The 15,445-nt window shown below is 33.0% G+C and carries 17 protein-coding genes; 8 read left to right on the top strand and 9 right to left on the bottom strand.

Annotated elements, in window-relative coordinates; genetic code table 11:
• Window positions 1-2: 2 nt before the first annotated feature.
• From LBV24_RS10070 to LBV24_RS10055, 4 genes are read left to right on the top strand one after another with little or no spacing between them, the layout of a single operon-like run.
• Window positions 3-1,166 (top strand): sigma-54-dependent transcriptional regulator, encoded by a 1,164-nt coding sequence (locus LBV24_RS10070; protein WP_224478521.1) that lies wholly within the window; start codon window positions 3-5, stop codon window positions 1,164-1,166.
• Between the two features lie 7 nt (window positions 1,167-1,173).
• Window positions 1,174-2,052 carry a PPK2 family polyphosphate kinase gene (locus LBV24_RS10065; RefSeq protein ID WP_224478520.1) on the top strand — a complete coding sequence of 293 codons (879 nt, stop codon included), beginning with the start codon at window positions 1,174-1,176 and terminating at the stop codon, window positions 2,050-2,052.
• Between the two features lie 2 nt (window positions 2,053-2,054).
• Window positions 2,055-3,458: a M20/M25/M40 family metallo-hydrolase gene (locus tag LBV24_RS10060; RefSeq protein WP_224478519.1), complete on the top strand. Its 1,404-nt coding sequence runs from the start codon at window positions 2,055-2,057 to the stop codon at window positions 3,456-3,458.
• Between the two features lie 3 nt (window positions 3,459-3,461).
• On the top strand, window positions 3,462-4,028 hold the full coding sequence (locus LBV24_RS10055) for a hypothetical protein (RefSeq protein ID WP_224478518.1): 567 nt from the start codon (window positions 3,462-3,464) through the stop codon (window positions 4,026-4,028).
• Between the two features lie 3 nt (window positions 4,029-4,031).
• Here LBV24_RS10055 and LBV24_RS10050 read toward each other — a convergent pair whose 3' ends face one another.
• On the bottom strand, window positions 4,032-4,841 hold the full coding sequence (locus tag LBV24_RS10050) for a M23 family metallopeptidase (protein WP_224478517.1): 810 nt from the start codon (window positions 4,839-4,841) through the stop codon (window positions 4,032-4,034).
• Window positions 4,842-4,902: 61 nt separating this feature from the next.
• Between LBV24_RS10050 and LBV24_RS10045 the strand changes: the two genes are divergently transcribed.
• Entirely contained in the window at window positions 4,903-5,277 is a 375-nt protein-coding gene (locus LBV24_RS10045) for a bleomycin resistance protein (RefSeq protein ID WP_224478516.1), read from the top strand.
• A 30-nt stretch (window positions 5,278-5,307) separates the two neighbouring features.
• Here the strand turns inward: LBV24_RS10045 and LBV24_RS15210 are convergent, their stop codons facing one another.
• The 4 genes from LBV24_RS15210 to lysA all read right to left on the bottom strand — a co-directional run bounded on the left by LBV24_RS15210 (window position 5,308) and on the right by lysA (window position 9,071).
• The gene (locus LBV24_RS15210) at window positions 5,308-5,430 is read right to left on the bottom strand and encodes a hypothetical protein (protein WP_262902018.1); all 123 of its coding nucleotides are present in this window, start codon (window positions 5,428-5,430) and stop codon (window positions 5,308-5,310) included.
• Window positions 5,431-5,480: 50 nt separating this feature from the next.
• Window positions 5,481-6,674 (bottom strand): DUF1624 domain-containing protein, encoded by a 1,194-nt coding sequence (locus tag LBV24_RS10040; protein WP_224478515.1) that lies wholly within the window; start codon window positions 6,672-6,674, stop codon window positions 5,481-5,483.
• Window positions 6,675-6,905: 231 nt separating this feature from the next.
• On the bottom strand, window positions 6,906-7,637 hold the full coding sequence (locus tag LBV24_RS10035; protein WP_224478514.1) for a hypothetical protein: 732 nt from the start codon (window positions 7,635-7,637) through the stop codon (window positions 6,906-6,908).
• A gap of 231 nt (window positions 7,638-7,868) precedes the next feature.
• The gene (lysA, locus tag LBV24_RS10030) at window positions 7,869-9,071 is read right to left on the bottom strand and encodes a diaminopimelate decarboxylase (RefSeq protein ID WP_224478513.1); all 1,203 of its coding nucleotides are present in this window, start codon (window positions 9,069-9,071) and stop codon (window positions 7,869-7,871) included.
• Between the two features lie 223 nt (window positions 9,072-9,294).
• Here lysA and sucC point away from each other — a divergent pair, with 223 nt between their 5' ends.
• A complete protein-coding gene (gene sucC / locus LBV24_RS10025) occupies window positions 9,295-10,485 on the top strand; it encodes an ADP-forming succinate--CoA ligase subunit beta (RefSeq protein ID WP_224478512.1) in 1,191 nt (396 codons plus the stop codon).
• Window positions 10,486-10,642: 157 nt separating this feature from the next.
• On the top strand, window positions 10,643-10,987 hold the full coding sequence (locus tag LBV24_RS10020) for a hypothetical protein (protein WP_224478511.1): 345 nt from the start codon (window positions 10,643-10,645) through the stop codon (window positions 10,985-10,987).
• 44 nt (window positions 10,988-11,031) lie between these two features.
• Here LBV24_RS10020 and LBV24_RS10015 read toward each other — a convergent pair whose 3' ends face one another.
• The 3 genes from LBV24_RS10015 to LBV24_RS10005 all read right to left on the bottom strand — a co-directional run bounded on the left by LBV24_RS10015 (window position 11,032) and on the right by LBV24_RS10005 (window position 12,838).
• Entirely contained in the window at window positions 11,032-11,733 is a 702-nt protein-coding gene (locus LBV24_RS10015; protein ID WP_224478510.1) for a phosphoadenylyl-sulfate reductase, read from the bottom strand.
• Window positions 11,734-11,824: 91 nt separating this feature from the next.
• Window positions 11,825-12,061: a DUF1456 family protein gene (locus LBV24_RS10010; RefSeq protein ID WP_114299582.1), complete on the bottom strand. Its 237-nt coding sequence runs from the start codon at window positions 12,059-12,061 to the stop codon at window positions 11,825-11,827.
• A gap of 12 nt (window positions 12,062-12,073) precedes the next feature.
• Window positions 12,074-12,838, bottom strand: a complete 765-nt coding sequence (locus tag LBV24_RS10005) for an alpha/beta hydrolase (RefSeq protein ID WP_224478509.1) — start codon at window positions 12,836-12,838, stop codon at window positions 12,074-12,076.
• Window positions 12,839-13,022: 184 nt separating this feature from the next.
• Here LBV24_RS10005 and LBV24_RS10000 point away from each other — a divergent pair, with 184 nt between their 5' ends.
• Window positions 13,023-13,424 carry a TerB family tellurite resistance protein gene (locus tag LBV24_RS10000; protein WP_224478508.1) on the top strand — a complete coding sequence of 134 codons (402 nt, stop codon included), beginning with the start codon at window positions 13,023-13,025 and terminating at the stop codon, window positions 13,422-13,424.
• Window positions 13,425-13,428: 4 nt separating this feature from the next.
• Here LBV24_RS10000 and uvrB read toward each other — a convergent pair whose 3' ends face one another.
• On the bottom strand, window positions 13,429-15,435 hold the full coding sequence (gene uvrB / locus LBV24_RS09995) for an excinuclease ABC subunit UvrB (RefSeq protein ID WP_224478507.1): 2,007 nt from the start codon (window positions 15,433-15,435) through the stop codon (window positions 13,429-13,431).
• Window positions 15,436-15,445: the final 10 nt, after the last annotated feature.

Raw genomic sequence — 15,445 nt, 5'->3', positions numbered from 1 at the left:
ATATGCCAAAAATTTTAATAATAGAAGATGAATCGGCAATTAGAAGAGTATTAGTCAAAATACTATCTGAAGAAAATGATACCTATACGGTTGATGAAGCTGAAGATGGTTTAGCCGGAATTGAAAAGATTAAGAAGGATGATTTTGATTTGGTACTATGTGATATAAAAATGCCTAAAATGGATGGTGTTGAGGTTTTAGAAGCCATTAAGAAAATAAAGCCAGAAACGCCAGTTGTTATGATCTCCGGTCATGGCGATTTAGATACTGCGGTAAATACAATGCGTTTAGGTGCATTCGATTATATTTCAAAACCACCAGATTTAAACAGGCTTTTAAATACAGTAAGGATTGCTTTAGATAGAAAAGAGCTCGTAGTAGAAAACAAAAGGCTTAAGAAAAAAGTAAGCAAAAACTACGAAATGATTGGTGAAAGTGATGCAATTGAAAATATCAAAGAAATGATTGATAAAGTTGCACCAACAGATGCCAGAGTTTTAATTACAGGGCCAAATGGCACAGGTAAAGAACTTGTTGCTCATTGGCTTCATCAAAAAAGTGACCGCTCTAAAGGTCCAATGATTGAGGTTAATTGTGCGGCAATCCCTTCAGAATTGATCGAAAGCGAATTGTTTGGTCATGTTAAAGGTGCTTTTACCTCTGCAAACAAAGATAGAGCTGGTAAGTTTGAAGCGGCAAATGGTGGCACTATTTTTCTTGATGAAATTGGGGATATGAGTCTTTCTGCTCAGGCTAAAGTACTGCGAGCTTTACAGGAAAGTCGCATTCAACGTGTAGGTAGCGATAAAGACATTAAAGTAAATGTTAGAATTGTTGCGGCAACTAACAAAAACTTAAAGAAGGAAATAGAAGATGGTAAATTTAGAGAAGATTTATATCATAGATTGGCCGTAATTTTAATAAAGGTTCCAGCTCTAAATGATAGGAGAGAAGATATACCATTATTGGTAGATTATTTTGCTGATAAAATTTCGAAAGAGCAAGGAACGGTGAAGAAATCGTTTTCTGCTAAAGCCCTTAAGTTATTGCAAAACTATGATTGGACAGGAAATATTAGAGAGCTAAGAAATGTTGTAGAACGATTAATAATTTTAGGTGGTAAAGAAGTTAGTGAAGGAGATGTAAATGCTTTTGCATCAAAATAATAGAATTATGAATAAAGTTAATATTGAAGATTTTAGAATTTCATCTCAAATTGATATAAAGAATTTACCAACTTCTGTTGATTTAGGTGCTGGTAAAAAAACAATTGAAAAAGGACTGAGGCAAATCAGTAAGGATTTAGCAGGTATACAGAATACAATGTATGCTCATGGTAAATATTCCGTTCTGATGTGTATTCAAGGTATGGACACAGCCGGCAAGGATAGTCTAATTAGGGAGGTATTTAAAGAGTTTAATGTAAGAGGGATTGTTGCACACAGCTTTAAAAAACCAACAGATCTTGAGTTAAAACACGACTATCTTTGGAGACATTACATAGCACTACCAGCACGCGGAAAATTTGGTATTTTCAACAGAACACATTATGAAAATGTGTTGGTAACAAGAGTTCATCCTAATTATTTGATGTACGAGAACATGCCTGATATAAATTCAGTGGATGATGTTAATGATGCATTTTGGGATAGGCGTTTTAATGAGATAAATAGTTTCGAAAAACATATTTCTGATAATGGTACTATTATTTTCAAGTTCTTTTTAAACATTTCTAAAGATGAACAGAAAAACCGTTTACTCCGTCGTTTGAATAAACCCAACAAAAACTGGAAATTTTCATCAGACGATTTGAAGGAAAGAAAACTTTGGGATAAGTATCAGGCTTGCTATGAAGACGTATTGAATAGGAGCTCTAAACAACACGCACCTTGGTTTAATATACCTGCTGACGATAAACCAACAGCACGCTATCTAGTGGCTAAGATATTATATGATACCCTAAAAAATTATACTGGTATAAAAGAACCAGAATTACCTGCCAAAGAAAAGGCAAATATTGGTCTATATAAACAAGAATTAGAAAACGAATAAAAATGAAAGTCTTAAGAATTGCGCTTCTTTTTGTTATTGCAACTACATATTGCATTGCACAGAATGATGAAGATGTATTAAAAACCATTTATAAAACGTCTTTAACGAATGGAAAGAGTTATGATTGGTTAGATTATCTATCCAATACTATTGGAGGACGATTGTCTGGTTCTACAAGTGCAGAACTAGCTGTACAGTACACTAAATCCGAACTTGAGAAATTAGGATTAGATAAAGTATGGTTGCAGCCAGTAATGGTTCCAAAGTGGGTGAGAGGAGAGAAAGAAATGGCTTATTTCGAATCGTCTGATGGATTTCATAAAGTAAATATCTGTGCCTTGGGAGGTTCAATAGCAACACCAGATGGTGGGACAAAAGCACAAGTTATTGAGGTAAGCACATACAAGGATATAGCTGGCTTAGGTGAAGAAAAGATAAAAGGCAAAATCGTTTTTATTAATAGAGCCCTACAGCCAGAGTTAATTAATACGTTTCAGGCGTATGGAGGTTGTTCTTCAGAACGCTATAGAGGAGCGGCTGAGGCAGCAAAGTATGGTGCTGTAGGTACTATTGTGCGTTCCTTGAGTTCTAGGCAAGATGATTACCCTCATACAGGTAGTATGAGTTACGGTGATTTACCAGTAGCTCAAAGAATACCTTCTGCTGCTATAAGTACTAACGATGCGGTTAAGTTAAGTGAGGCGCTTAAGAAGGATCCTAATCTTGAGTTTTTCTTAGAGCAAAGTTGCCAACAATTTGAAGATGTTTTGTCATATAATGTTATAGGTGAAATTACAGGCTCTGAATTTCCAAATGAAATAATTTTGGTTGGAGGTCATTTAGATTCTTGGGATTTAGGAGATGGAGCTCACGATGATGGAGCAGGAGTTGTACAGTCCATGGATGTGCTAAGATTAATGAAGGAAAGTGGGATTACACCAAAAAGAAGTATAAGGGTTGTTTTGTTTATGAATGAAGAAAATGGTTTAAGAGGTGCAAGAAAGTATGCTGAAGTTGCAAAGGAAAAAGGTGAGAATCACATTTTTGCATTAGAAAGTGATGCTGGAGGATTTACACCACGTGGATTTTCTTTTACTACAAATGAAGCCAATTATAGTCAAGTCCTCGACTGGAAACCATTGTTTAAACCATATCTTATCCATTATTTTGAATTAGGTGGTAGCGGTGCAGATGTTGGTCCGTTACGATCAGAATCGAATGTTTTGGCTGGTTTAAGACCAGATTCCCAACGCTATTTTGATCATCATCATGCATCAAATGATATGTTTGAGCATGTTAATAAACGTGAATTAGAATTGGGAGCAGCAACAATGACGTCCTTGGTTTATTTGTATGATAAGTATGGTGTGAATCCAGTGCCTAAATCATCAAATTTTAGAGATTAGAAAATGAAAATTATATTCGTTTTTATTGTATTAGCTTTTAGTAATGTTTTGCTTTGTCAATCAGAAGAGCAATTACCCTATTATGAAATCCCAGAATATTCAGAGGAATTTACTGCAGGTACGATATCAGCGAGAATGGTTGATGCCCTGGGTTTCAGGTTTTATTGGGCAACTAATAATCTCACGGAGCAGGATTTGAAATTTAAAGCTACTGAAGAAGGACGTACTACAAGGGAAACGATTAAACATATTTATGATTTATCTAAAATTATTGTCAATTCCACCTTAAAAAAACCTAATGATAGAACAAATGAAGAATTAAACTATTCTGAAATGCGATCTAAGACATTGGTAAATCTTAAAACAGCAGCAGATATTTTGAGAGATAGTGACGATATATCTCAATTCAACATAATTTTCGGTGATCAAAAAATTCCATTTTGGAATCAGGTTAATGGACCAATTTCTGATGGTATTTGGCATTGTGGGCAAATTGCAATTTATAGACGTACTACAGGTAACCCAATTAATCCAAAAGTGAATCATTTTACTGGTAAGGTAAAATCGTAAGATTTATTTTCTCCGTGTATAGTATTTTCCTTGTTTAAGCTTTTTTGATTTTTGACCCTTAAAGTAAAACGGAATAGAAATTCCATTGGCTTTATAAACAACCAAATGAAGGTGTGGTATGGTTGTAAATCCTGTCATTCCAGAGATGGCAATGGGTTCACCAACATCTACCTTATCTCCAACTTCAACAAGAGCGCCATTTAATTTTAAATGAACATAATGTGCCATTGTTCCATCCTTATGGAGAATATAGACTTTGTTGCCCTTATCAATACATTTTCGGGTTCTACAGTGTTCGTCTGAGTCTTCTTTTACAAAAAACACAATACCATCTCTAGAAGCTGTAATGGTATCACCGACTTTAGTCCCAAAATCTATTGCATATTTAGAATGTGGTTTATTATGTGAAAATTTACCACCAAAGGACTGAATGATTTTATATCGCTTGTTTTTGGGATAGGGTAATGTATAGCGATATTCGGTATCTGCGATTGATTTTGGATCTCCAAAATTTCCTTTAAAATTTATATAATGACTACTATTAATATTGGAAGTATCCTTCACCATTGATTTCGGTACTACAAAAGCACCATGAAGTGTATCCTGATAATTTAATATAGCATTTTGTCTTACTCTAATATATGCTTTTGTTGAGTCTAAAGCGGATAGCTTCATTTCAATTGGTGCATAGAAGGGATTTATAAAGTCTATATAAACAGAATCATTTTCGAAGCGCTTTTGACTCTCTAAAGTTTGTCCATATCCAATCTGAAATGTGATTAAAAGTAGTATTGTGATTAAAAAATGTTTCATAATAATAAGAGGATGCAATAACTAAAATGTTACATTTAAGTATTAAAAATAAAGAAAAATCATGACAGGGTTTTTAAAGGCTATTCATCCGGTATTACCAGTAAAAAAAGTAAATGAAGCAATTGAATATTATTGTGATAAATTAGGGTTTGCGGTTGCATTTAGAGATCCTACCGATCCAAACGGTTATGCTGGTGTTAAACGAGACAATATTGAAATTCATTTGCAATGGCACGACGAAAAAGAGTGGGTTGCTGGTTTAGATAGACCGATGTTAAGGATTTATGTTGAAAATATTGAAGGATTATTTGAAGAGTACAATACAAAAAACGTGTTTCATAAAAACACGAGTCTTAAGGAAATGCCTTGGGGGACAAAAGAGTTTGCCTTTTATGATTTGTTTGGCAATGGATTAACTTTCTATAGAGATTTATAGTTTTTAAGAATAAGTTCTCAATGATTTTTCTTATGGATTACTTTCATCATTGTCTTTATCCTTCCGCATTTTTATATACTGAGTCACTAACCTAACACCAAGTCTAGCGAATAGGATAATGGCAATTACCATTACAATGTCAAATCCATTCATCAATTAAAAAATTATATCATACAGTATAGGTATGAAAGATTAGTTTAAAGTTACAAATAACTTAACCACCATTTATCTTTATTTATCAATTTATAACGCATATACTTATAACAAATAGGGTATAAGATTAGTACAATCGTTATCCAAATGATGTATACCGTTAATAGGGAATAACCATAACCATGAAGGGCTCCCGAGTTCATGGTCTCATTATCAAGTATCATCAATTTCCAATCCTTACCAGTAATAACCAAACCTATAATAGCCCCAAGGTGAATTACGAAAATATGGAGGATGTAATAGAAAAATGGTACTCTGCCAAAAACAATTAAATAATCTGCAATCTTATTTTTTACGTTTTCAATAGCATACAAGAACAAAAAGGCAGGTCCTAATGTCATTAACAAATAGACTAAGGATGGTGGGTATTTAGTTGCATTAAAAAATGATATTATACTTTTTTCTGTAGATTCCTGATATGACCAAGGCACTAAATCTCCGTAAACATTCAACCCTCTTAAAACAAAAAATAATATAATAGAAGTAAAGCCCATTATAAGCAACCATTTTTGTCTGTAGGCTAATGTTATATTTTTCTTATATAACAAGCCAAAGCAATAACCTAACGACATAACTCCAATCCATGGCAATACAGGATAAGAAAACCATAAAAATTTTCCTTCGGTATAACTGAAACCGTTCATTTGGTGCAAGAAATACCAAATTATTGAATCTATACTACTGCCTTCTTTAACGATTCCGTCCAATAAGTTATGCCCAAAAACAATAAGTAACCCAATACTTAATATTATCTTCTTTGGTAAATGTATTAACAGACCTAAAACGATCATACAGATACCTATAGCCCATATAACTTGGAGGTTAGTAAAACCAAAGGAAATATCAAACCACCATAAAAAATTATTGATTAAAATCTCAACCAAAATGAGCCATATACCTCTTGTAATAAGAAACTTAGATAAATGTATTTTAGACTTGTTTTGACCATAAAGAAATGCAGAAGTACCAGCTAAGAATACAAAAACAGGTGCGCAAAAGTGAGTCACAAATCGAGTTCCAAAGAGAACGATATTAGTTGACTCCATATTTTCCGGATAGTTACCTGTAAATGCATTGATATGGAAGTAGTCTCTAACATGGTCTAATGCCATTAGAACCATTACTAGACCTCTTAAAAGGTCAATAGAGTTTATTCTTTTAGATTTGATTGATGACTTAGTCATTTTATTGATTTATGACTTCGGGTTTTTAAAGGTATTAAAAAAGCGCCACTTTAAAGTGACGCTTTTACTATTTAGCAGTTTTAATTGATAGCTTAGTTAACATTGAATTTAATTTCTGATCAGCATTTTACTTTAACACTAAAACTAACAGAATATCCAATCAAAAAAAAAAATTGTTTTATTAATCACATTGTACTGCTAAATATTTGAAAAAAAATATTGCTCTAATATTTAGTCAGTTTTAGACATATCCATATTTTTACTATAGATATAAGACCATGAGCCATCTACTGCAGCATTAAATTTTGCACGCATTTCAGCCGTTTTTTCTTCACCATGTTCTTTAGAATAAACTGCCCAAACACCATCTTGGTCCTTATCAAGATCAGCATACTTTTCAAATGGCCATGCTACAAGATAATCTGCGTCTTTTTCGCTACCACCTTGTACCTCATACCAATATGCACGTTCGTCACCTTCAGCTTTTTTTATTGCGCCAGATACGGCTTTAATTACTGACATAAAATCTGCATAATTACTTACTCTAAAATAAGTAACCCAAACTTTGGTTGCAGGATCTTGAGAATCGTTACTGATATCAGGCATGCTCATAGTTATCATGTAATTCACATCTTTCATATGTGGCATAATAGATTCCATCATAAGTTCTCTACACTTTCCACTTGCTTCATCCGGACCTTCATCCATTTCTGCCCAATTTGCCATCGTGTCAGTGACAGCATATACAGATGATGAACCTTGAACACGGTTCCAAAAATTCCATGTGTCCTCACCGCCGTTTTCTGCGTAACACTTTTTGTACTTTTTAACACCATCAATAAATTGAGCATCATGGCCCATTTTTACCTTAATGTGTGTTACATTGTTAATCATAGCTGAGTTGTCGTCTTGTCCCATAAGAAAGAATGGAACAACAAGTAATAGAATACTTAGTTTTTTCATAATGTGAATGATTTAGTTGATTAATTAATAGCCACCAAAACATAATCATTCCAGCTCTAGAGAATAGAAAAATTAAAGACTAGGTACAAGTAGCTAGGGTGCAAATTGTAAGATAATTCTTGCTAAGAAATTGATTGTTAAGGGAGTATAACACTACAATATAACCATATTTAGGTTAATATTGTTGAAAAATCCGACGAAATGGAATAAAATCTCACAAATGGTAACCCTTTATATTGAAATTTCTACTTGATTCTGTAGAATGTCCTCGAAAGTTTCGCGTTTTCTAATAAGATGGGGTTTACCATTATGTATTAGTACTTCTGCAGGTCTATAACGCGAGTTATAATTACTTGCCATTGTAAAACAATATGCACCAGCATTTTTGAAACAAAGAATATCACCTTCTTTAATTTCATTGATACGTCTGTTGTTCGCAAAGGTATCAGTTTCACAAATGTAACCTACAACAGAGTAGAAACGCTCCCTTCCGCCGGGATTAGTAATATTAATAATTTCATGTTGAGAACCATAAAGCATCGGTCTAATGAGATGGTTAAAGCCAGAGTCTATTTGAGCGAAAACAGTTGAGGTTGTTTGCTTTACAACATTTACTTTTGCTAAAAACACACCAGATTGACTAACTAAGAACTTTCCTGGCTCAAAAGCCAAGGTTAATTCTTTACCGTAGGATTTACAAAATTCATTAAATCGTTTAGAAAGTTTCTTACCAAGTTCTTCAATATTGGTTTCAATATCGCCTTCTTTATAGGGTACTTTAAAACCAGATCCAAAATCAATAAACTCTAAGTTTTTGAATTGCTTTGCTGTTTCAAATAAAATTTCACTAGCATATAAGAATACATCAATATCCAATATATCGCTTCCAGTATGCATGTGTATACCGTTAATATTCATCTTAGTATTCTCAACAATACGCAATAACAACGGTATTTGATGAATGGATATACCAAATTTACTATCAATATGTCCCACAGAAATATTGGTATTGCCTCCAGCCATAACATGAGGATTAATTCTGATGCAGACAGGTATATTTGGATGCTTAGTGCCAAATTGCTCCAGAATTGATAAGTTATCTATATTAATCTGAACACCTAGTTTCGCAACATTTTCTATTTCCTCTAAAGAAACACCATTGGGTGTGTATATAATATGTTCTGGTTTGAAACCGGCTTTTAGTCCAAGTTGTACTTCTTGTATTGAAACAGTATCTAAACCAGATCCCAATGATTTAAATAATCTTAATATGGATATATTTGAAAGTGCTTTTACAGCATAGTTTACCTTAAGATTTTTTACATTACTAAATGCCTTAGTAAGTCTATTATATTGATTAATGATGGTTTCTGAATCATATACATAGACTGGACTCCCAAATTCAGAAGCTATATTTAAAAGTTTTTTAGACATACAAAATGTTTTGTTCAAATATATTTTATAGATTAATTAAACACATAAAAGTGATTAGAAATATCAATATTTAAACATTTTGTTAATTATATAACAATATATTTTATTTAATTCCTTTGATAAAAATTCATTTTCAAATCCTTGACTAATCATTGGGTAAATTAATTTGAGAAACGTTTTAGGTTCCTTATTTTTGTGCCTTGAAATAAATTTCTGATAACAAATGAATTTACACGAATATCAAGGAAAAGAATTGCTAAACAGTTTTGGTGTACGTATACAACGAGGTATTGTAGCACATAGCGCCAATGAGGCAGTTGATGCTGCAAAACAACTAACTGCAGAAACAGGAACTTCATGGCATGTAATAAAAGCCCAAGTTCATGCAGGTGGACGCGGTAAAGGCGGTGGAGTAAAACTTGCTAAAAATTTACAAGAAGTAGAAGAAATAGCAGGCAATATTATAGGTATGAATTTAGTTACTCCTCAGACATCTGCTGAAGGTAAAAAGGTTCATCAGGTTCTTGTTGCTGAAGACGTGTACTATCCCGGTGATAGCGAACCAGAAGAATATTATATGTCGGTTCTTTTGAATCGTGGAGTTGGCAGAAATATGATAATGTATTCTACAGAAGGAGGAATGGATATTGAACAGGTTGCAGAGGAAACACCTCATTTAATTTTCACAGAAGAAATTGATCCTGCGGTAGGAATTCTGCCATTTCAGGCAAGGCGTGTTGCGTTTAATTTAGGATTATCAGGTACAGCATTTAAAGAAATGACAAAATTTGTTACAGCATTATATACTGCTTATGTTAAGTCTGATGCATCTTTATTTGAGATAAACCCAGTCCTTAAGACAAGTGATGACAAGATTTTGGCTGTAGATTCTAAAGTTACTTTAGATGACAATGCTTTGTACAGACATAGAGATTTAGCTGAATTAAGAGATTTACGTGAAGAAAATCCAATTGAAGTTGAAGCTGGTTCTTTAGGATTAAACTATGTTGACTTAGATGGCAATGTAGGATGTATGGTTAATGGTGCTGGTCTTGCAATGGCAACAATGGATTTGATTAAGCATTCTGGTGGTGAGCCAGCAAACTTTCTTGATGTTGGAGGAACTGCAGACGCATCTAGAGTTGAAGCTGCATTTAAGATCATTTTAAAAGATCCTAATGTAAAAGCCATATTAATAAACATATTTGGAGGCATTGTACGTTGTGATAGAGTAGCACAAGGCGTTATAGATGCATATAAAAATTTAGGGAATATCAATGTGCCTATTATTGTTAGGTTGCAAGGTACTAATGCAGATATTGCGAAAGAACTGATTGATAATTCTGGTTTAGACGTTTTGAGTGCTACTGAGTTTCAAGAAGCTGCAGATAAGGTTCAAGAAGTCCTATCATAAAGTTATTTTAATTATAAATATTAAGCACCTATATAATAGGTGCTTTTTTTTGCTCTAATGTTAATGTTCTCCTAATCAACGTTAAACAGTGTTAAGACCTGTAACATAATATAATTCCTTCAGTCTATTAAGTATCAATCTTATAAAAACGAAAATTATGAAAGCATTAAAAATGTTTGTGCTAGCCGTAGCAATTACGTTTAGCTCTGTACTTTCAGCAAGTACAAACCCGGTCAAAGATGTTGAACCACAAACAGTAACTCAAACTGTAGGAGAATTACTCAAGAACCCTGACTTACAGATTAGTTCTGAAGTTTATGCCATTGTAGATTTAGTTATTAATGAAGACAATGAAATGGTTGTATTAAATGTTGATACAACTCACGAAAATGTAGAGAATTACATTAAGTATCGCTTAAACTATAAGAAGTTATCTAAAGAGGCAATTGGTAATAATAGGTCTTTTAAGGTACCGGTGAAAATTATTAATACAGACTATTAATAATTAGTAAAATTTAAAGAAGCGCCTTATTTGAGGCGCTTTTTTTATAAATGTAAACCACATTCGGTCTTTGGGTTATTGTTCCAACGTCCGCTTCTATCTTCACCAGAAACGGTACAATGTGTACAACCAATGGAGTGATATCCTTTTGCGACTAATGGATGAAAAGGTAATTTATGTTCCTTGATATATGCATCACGAAATTCCTTAGAAATATCTAAAAGGGGGTAGAATTTTAAAATGTTACCACGCTGTTCAAAAATATTTAAGCTTGATCTATGGTCACTTTGCCATTCCATTAATCCAGACATCCAAATATTATATTCAGCTTTAATACCATCTAGAGGTCTTACTTTATTAATTGAACAACAAAAATCCGGATTTTTGCTCCAAGTTTGATCTTTGGTAGTAAAGGCATGTTCTTCTTTTATTGCCGAAATAGAAGTGACATTTAATTTGTATTTCTCCTCTAGTGTTTTTTTGTACTTCAAAGTTTCTTCAAAATGATAACCAGTATCTATAAAAAATACTTCTTGTTTGAGGTTAACATCAGAGACCAGCTTTAAAAGAAATGCTGAAGTTGCAGCAAATGAGCTAGTAAGCATTACATCTGTTGTCTGAAAATCATGGTACAATTTCTCAATACGTTGTCTCGCAGTGAGCGGTTTATAGGTATCATTTAAAACCTTAATTTCCTGAGCTGTAAAAGTCCGCTTTGAAGCAATATTGCCAGTTGTTTCAAACATGTATTGAACCGTTTAAAGGTACTGCAATGTAGATGCTTATTTCTTAATTGAAAAATTCAAAGTCCATTTTTATGAACTTCATAATTTCAGGTTACTTTTTTTGCTTTTTTGGCATTGGGCCCCTTAAATGAATGATTAATCCATTAAGAAAATTTCTTAATATTTGGTCGCCACACTCCATGTATTTTGGATGATCTTCTCTTCTGAAGAAGGCATTTAATTCGCTTTTTGATATTCTAAAATCAACCAAAGCCAAAATTTTCACAATATCATCATCTCTCAATTTGTGAGCTACTCTAAGTTTTTTAAAAATGTCATTATTAGTCATTAATTTTAATTTTTAATTTGTTTTATAAAGCCATTGGTATGCCTCTCCGAAATAATTTGACCAAAACTTTTCATTATGCTCACCATTTGTAATAATGTTATTTGAAATACTATCTTCATTAACACCTTTAGAGATGAGAAGATCGATCATTTTCTTTTGATTCGGAACCATTGATTCTCCTTCTGCAGTGCCTACTAGAAAATAAAACTTACTTGTTTTTGGTATGTCTGAATTTTCAACGAGTTCAAAAACTTCAGGATTTATCCAAAATGCCGATGAAAAAATACCGGCTTTACTAAATGTTTTGGGATATTTTATAACTCCATAAAATGAAATCAATCCTCCTAGAGATGAACCAAACAAAGTAGTATGGTTAGGTTGTGAAAGTGTTCTGTAGTTTTTGTCAATATGTGGTTTCAATGTGTTTTTTATAAATGATAGATAGTAGTTACCTTTTCCACCGCCATATTTTTCGTGTGTATAAGGTGTCAATTCATCAATTCGCTTTTCCCCTCCATGCTCTATACCTACTATTATACTTTCATTGGTTGCTAGTGAATCCAAGTACTCATCAACTTGCCATTCACCAATATACGAAGTTTTATCATCAAATAAATTTTGAGCATCGTGCATATAAATCACTGGATATGCTTTTTTAGAATTTTCATAATCTTTTGGTAGATACAACCAGATTTTTTTAACAGTATCTAATTGAGGTGTTTCAATTGTAAAGGTGATAACTTGTTTAGAAGCAGTACTTTGACCATTAATATTCATCAAAAAAACTAAAGAAAAAAATATCAAAAAACGCTTGAATGGCATGCTATAGTTAAGATTTAAAATGATGAACGTGTAAAAAACACGACTAAGTACACATAATTTTTCGACAAGATACACTATATCCACGACAACAAATTATCTTACCTCTTTAACTTTACATTGTTAATATAATCCCTCTATAATGATTAACCGAGCTGAAAAATTAAGCCTACTTTCTGAGATGATTGCATTCGCTCAGACGGACGACAATATAAAGACTATTGAATATAACTTCTTGCTAAGTATAGCTAGGCAACTAGATATTTCAAAAGAAGATTTTGAATATTTATTTCGACATCCTGTTACTTATGTTCACCTTAAATCTCATAGTGAACGTATCGTGCAATTTCACAGACTCGTTTTATTAATGAACCTAGACCATAAAGTTTCTAACAAACAATTGGTAAAGATTCATAATTTTGGTCTTCGCATGGGATTAAGCCATGAATCAATTAATAGAGTATTGGATTTAATGGATAGTTTTCCAAATAAGATTGTACCACCAGACTTTTTAATAGATATATTTAAGGTACAGTATAATTAAGATTTTATTTAACCTTTAGTTTTTCAAGTTTTTCTTGATAAGCCGTAATTTCATCTCTGAAACGTGCTGCTTCCATAAAATCAAGAGCTTTGGCAGCTTGTTCCATTTGCTTTCGTTTTTCCCTTATTTTCTTTTCTAACTGACTCTTAGTTAAATATTCACTTTCTGGTTCTGCCGCTAATTTTGCTTCTAATTCGGTTTTATATGTACTTACCGAATTTTTGGCAAGAGCACTATCCAAACTTTTATTTAATGCCTTAGGTGTGATATTGTTTGCAGTATTATAGGCAATTTGTTTTTCTCTTCTATAATTGGTTTCGTCAATTGTTTTTTGCATGCTGTTCGTAATTTTATCAGCATACATAATTGCCATTCCATTTAAATTTCTAGCAGCTCTCCCAACAGTTTGTGTTAATGATCTATTTGAACGCAAAAACCCTTCTTTATCAGCATCTAAAATAGCGACTAAAGAAACCTCAGGTAAATCTAGACCCTCTCTCAGTAGATTAACACCAACTAAGACATCAAATAGACCTTTTCGTAAATCTTGCATTATTTCTACACGTTCTAAAGTGTCAACATCACTATGTATATAGCGGCATCTTATAGATATTCTTGTTAAATATTTAACGAGCTCTTCTGCCATTCTTTTTGTAAGCGTAGTTACTAAAGTACGCTCGTCTTTATCAACACGGTTCTGTATTTCCTCAATTAAATCATCAATTTGATTTAAACTTGGTCGGACTTCAATAATAGGATCTAATAGTCCTGTCGGTCTAATTACCTGTTCTACATAAACACCACCAGTCTTTTGCATTTCGTAATCAGCAGGTGTAGCACTTACATAAATAACCTGATTTTGCAATGCTTCAAATTCTTCAAATTTCAATGGTCTGTTGTCCATGGCAGCAGGCAGTCTAAAACCATATTCTACTAAGTTTTCTTTGCGACTTCTATCTCCACCATACATGGCATGTACTTGTGAAATTGTAACATGACTCTCATCAACAACCATTAAATAATCCTCAGGAAAATAATCCAATAAGCAAAACGGTCTAGTACCAGGAGCTCGTCCATCTAGGTATCTAGAATAGTTTTCAATTCCCGAACAGTATCCTAATTCTCTAATCATTTCTAGATCAAATTCCGTACGTTCTTTTAATCGTTTTGCTTCAAGGTGTTTACCTATATCTTTAAAATAATCGTGCTGTTTTACTAGATCGTCTTGAATTTCAATAATTGCATTTTGTAAAACATCTGGCGAGGTTACAAACATATTTGCGGGATAGATGTTTAATCTATCATAACGCTCAATCACCTCATTGGTTAAAACATCAAATGCTTCAATTTCTTCTATTTCATCTCCAAAAAAGTGAATTCTAAACGCATTATTAGAATATCCTGGAAATACGTCTACTGTATCTCCCTTAATTCTAAAGTTTCCATTTTTAAAATCTGCTTCTGTACGAGAATATAAACTTTGTACAAGTTGGTGAAGTAGTTTTGTTCTTGAGATGACTTGATCACGTTTTAAAGTGATAACATTTTTTTGAAATTCAACTGGGTTTCCAATACCATAAAGACAAGATACTGAAGCAACAACCAATACATCTCTGCGCCCAGATAGGAGCGAAGAGGTAGTGCTTAATCTCATTTTCTCAATCTCCTCATTAATTGAAAGATCTTTTTCTATATAAACACCGGAAACAGGAATATATGCTTCGGGTTGGTAATAGTCATAATAAGAAACAAAGTATTCGACAGCATTATTTGGAAAAAACTGTTTAAACTCCGAATACAATTGTGCTGCCAATGTTTTGTTGTGCGCAAGAACTAGTGTTGGTCTTTGTACCTCTTCAATAACATTTGCAACGGTAAAAGTCTTACCAGAACCGGTTACACCAAGTAATGTTTGGTATTTTTCATTTTGGTTAATTCCATTAGCCAATTGTTTAATAGCTTCAGGCTGATCTCCAGTTGGTTTAAAATCTGATTCAATTGTAAAACGCATAGCGCAAAGT

Source organism: Winogradskyella vincentii (genome assembly GCF_020166345.1).
In the GTDB taxonomy this organism is placed as follows: Bacteria; Bacteroidota; Bacteroidia; order Flavobacteriales; family Flavobacteriaceae; genus Winogradskyella; species Winogradskyella vincentii.
This window is presented reverse-complemented; position numbering and strand designations above follow the sequence as displayed.

What these genes read in the sequence shown, in the direction of transcription:
- LBV24_RS10070 (WP_224478521.1), top strand. Translation starts at nt 3, where the DNA reads ATGCCAAAAATTTTAATAATAGAAGATGAATCGGCAATTAGAAGAGTA.
- LBV24_RS10015 (WP_224478510.1), bottom strand. Translation starts at nt 11,733, where the DNA reads ATGTTTGAAACAACTGGCAATATTGCTTCAAAGCGGACTTTTACAGCT.
- lysA (WP_224478513.1), bottom strand. Translation starts at nt 9,071, where the DNA reads ATGTCTAAAAAACTTTTAAATATAGCTTCTGAATTTGGGAGTCCAGTC.
- sucC (WP_224478512.1), top strand. Translation starts at nt 9,295, where the DNA reads ATGAATTTACACGAATATCAAGGAAAAGAATTGCTAAACAGTTTTGGT.
- LBV24_RS10065 (WP_224478520.1), top strand. Translation starts at nt 1,174, where the DNA reads ATGAATAAAGTTAATATTGAAGATTTTAGAATTTCATCTCAAATTGAT.
- uvrB (WP_224478507.1), bottom strand. Translation starts at nt 15,435, where the DNA reads ATGCGTTTTACAATTGAATCAGATTTTAAACCAACTGGAGATCAGCCT.
- LBV24_RS10035 (WP_224478514.1), bottom strand. Translation starts at nt 7,637, where the DNA reads ATGAAAAAACTAAGTATTCTATTACTTGTTGTTCCATTCTTTCTTATG.
- LBV24_RS10040 (WP_224478515.1), bottom strand. Translation starts at nt 6,674, where the DNA reads ATGACTAAGTCATCAATCAAATCTAAAAGAATAAACTCTATTGACCTT.
- LBV24_RS15210 (WP_262902018.1), bottom strand. Translation starts at nt 5,430, where the DNA reads ATGAATGGATTTGACATTGTAATGGTAATTGCCATTATCCTATTCGCT.
- LBV24_RS10010 (WP_114299582.1), bottom strand. Translation starts at nt 12,061, where the DNA reads ATGACTAATAATGACATTTTTAAAAAACTTAGAGTAGCTCACAAATTG.
- LBV24_RS10005 (WP_224478509.1), bottom strand. Translation starts at nt 12,838, where the DNA reads ATGAATATTAATGGTCAAAGTACTGCTTCTAAACAAGTTATCACCTTT.
- LBV24_RS10020 (WP_224478511.1), top strand. Translation starts at nt 10,643, where the DNA reads ATGAAAGCATTAAAAATGTTTGTGCTAGCCGTAGCAATTACGTTTAGC.
- LBV24_RS10000 (WP_224478508.1), top strand. Translation starts at nt 13,023, where the DNA reads ATGATTAACCGAGCTGAAAAATTAAGCCTACTTTCTGAGATGATTGCA.
- LBV24_RS10045 (WP_224478516.1), top strand. Translation starts at nt 4,903, where the DNA reads ATGACAGGGTTTTTAAAGGCTATTCATCCGGTATTACCAGTAAAAAAA.
- LBV24_RS10055 (WP_224478518.1), top strand. Translation starts at nt 3,462, where the DNA reads ATGAAAATTATATTCGTTTTTATTGTATTAGCTTTTAGTAATGTTTTG.
- LBV24_RS10060 (WP_224478519.1), top strand. Translation starts at nt 2,055, where the DNA reads ATGAAAGTCTTAAGAATTGCGCTTCTTTTTGTTATTGCAACTACATAT.
- LBV24_RS10050 (WP_224478517.1), bottom strand. Translation starts at nt 4,841, where the DNA reads ATGAAACATTTTTTAATCACAATACTACTTTTAATCACATTTCAGATT.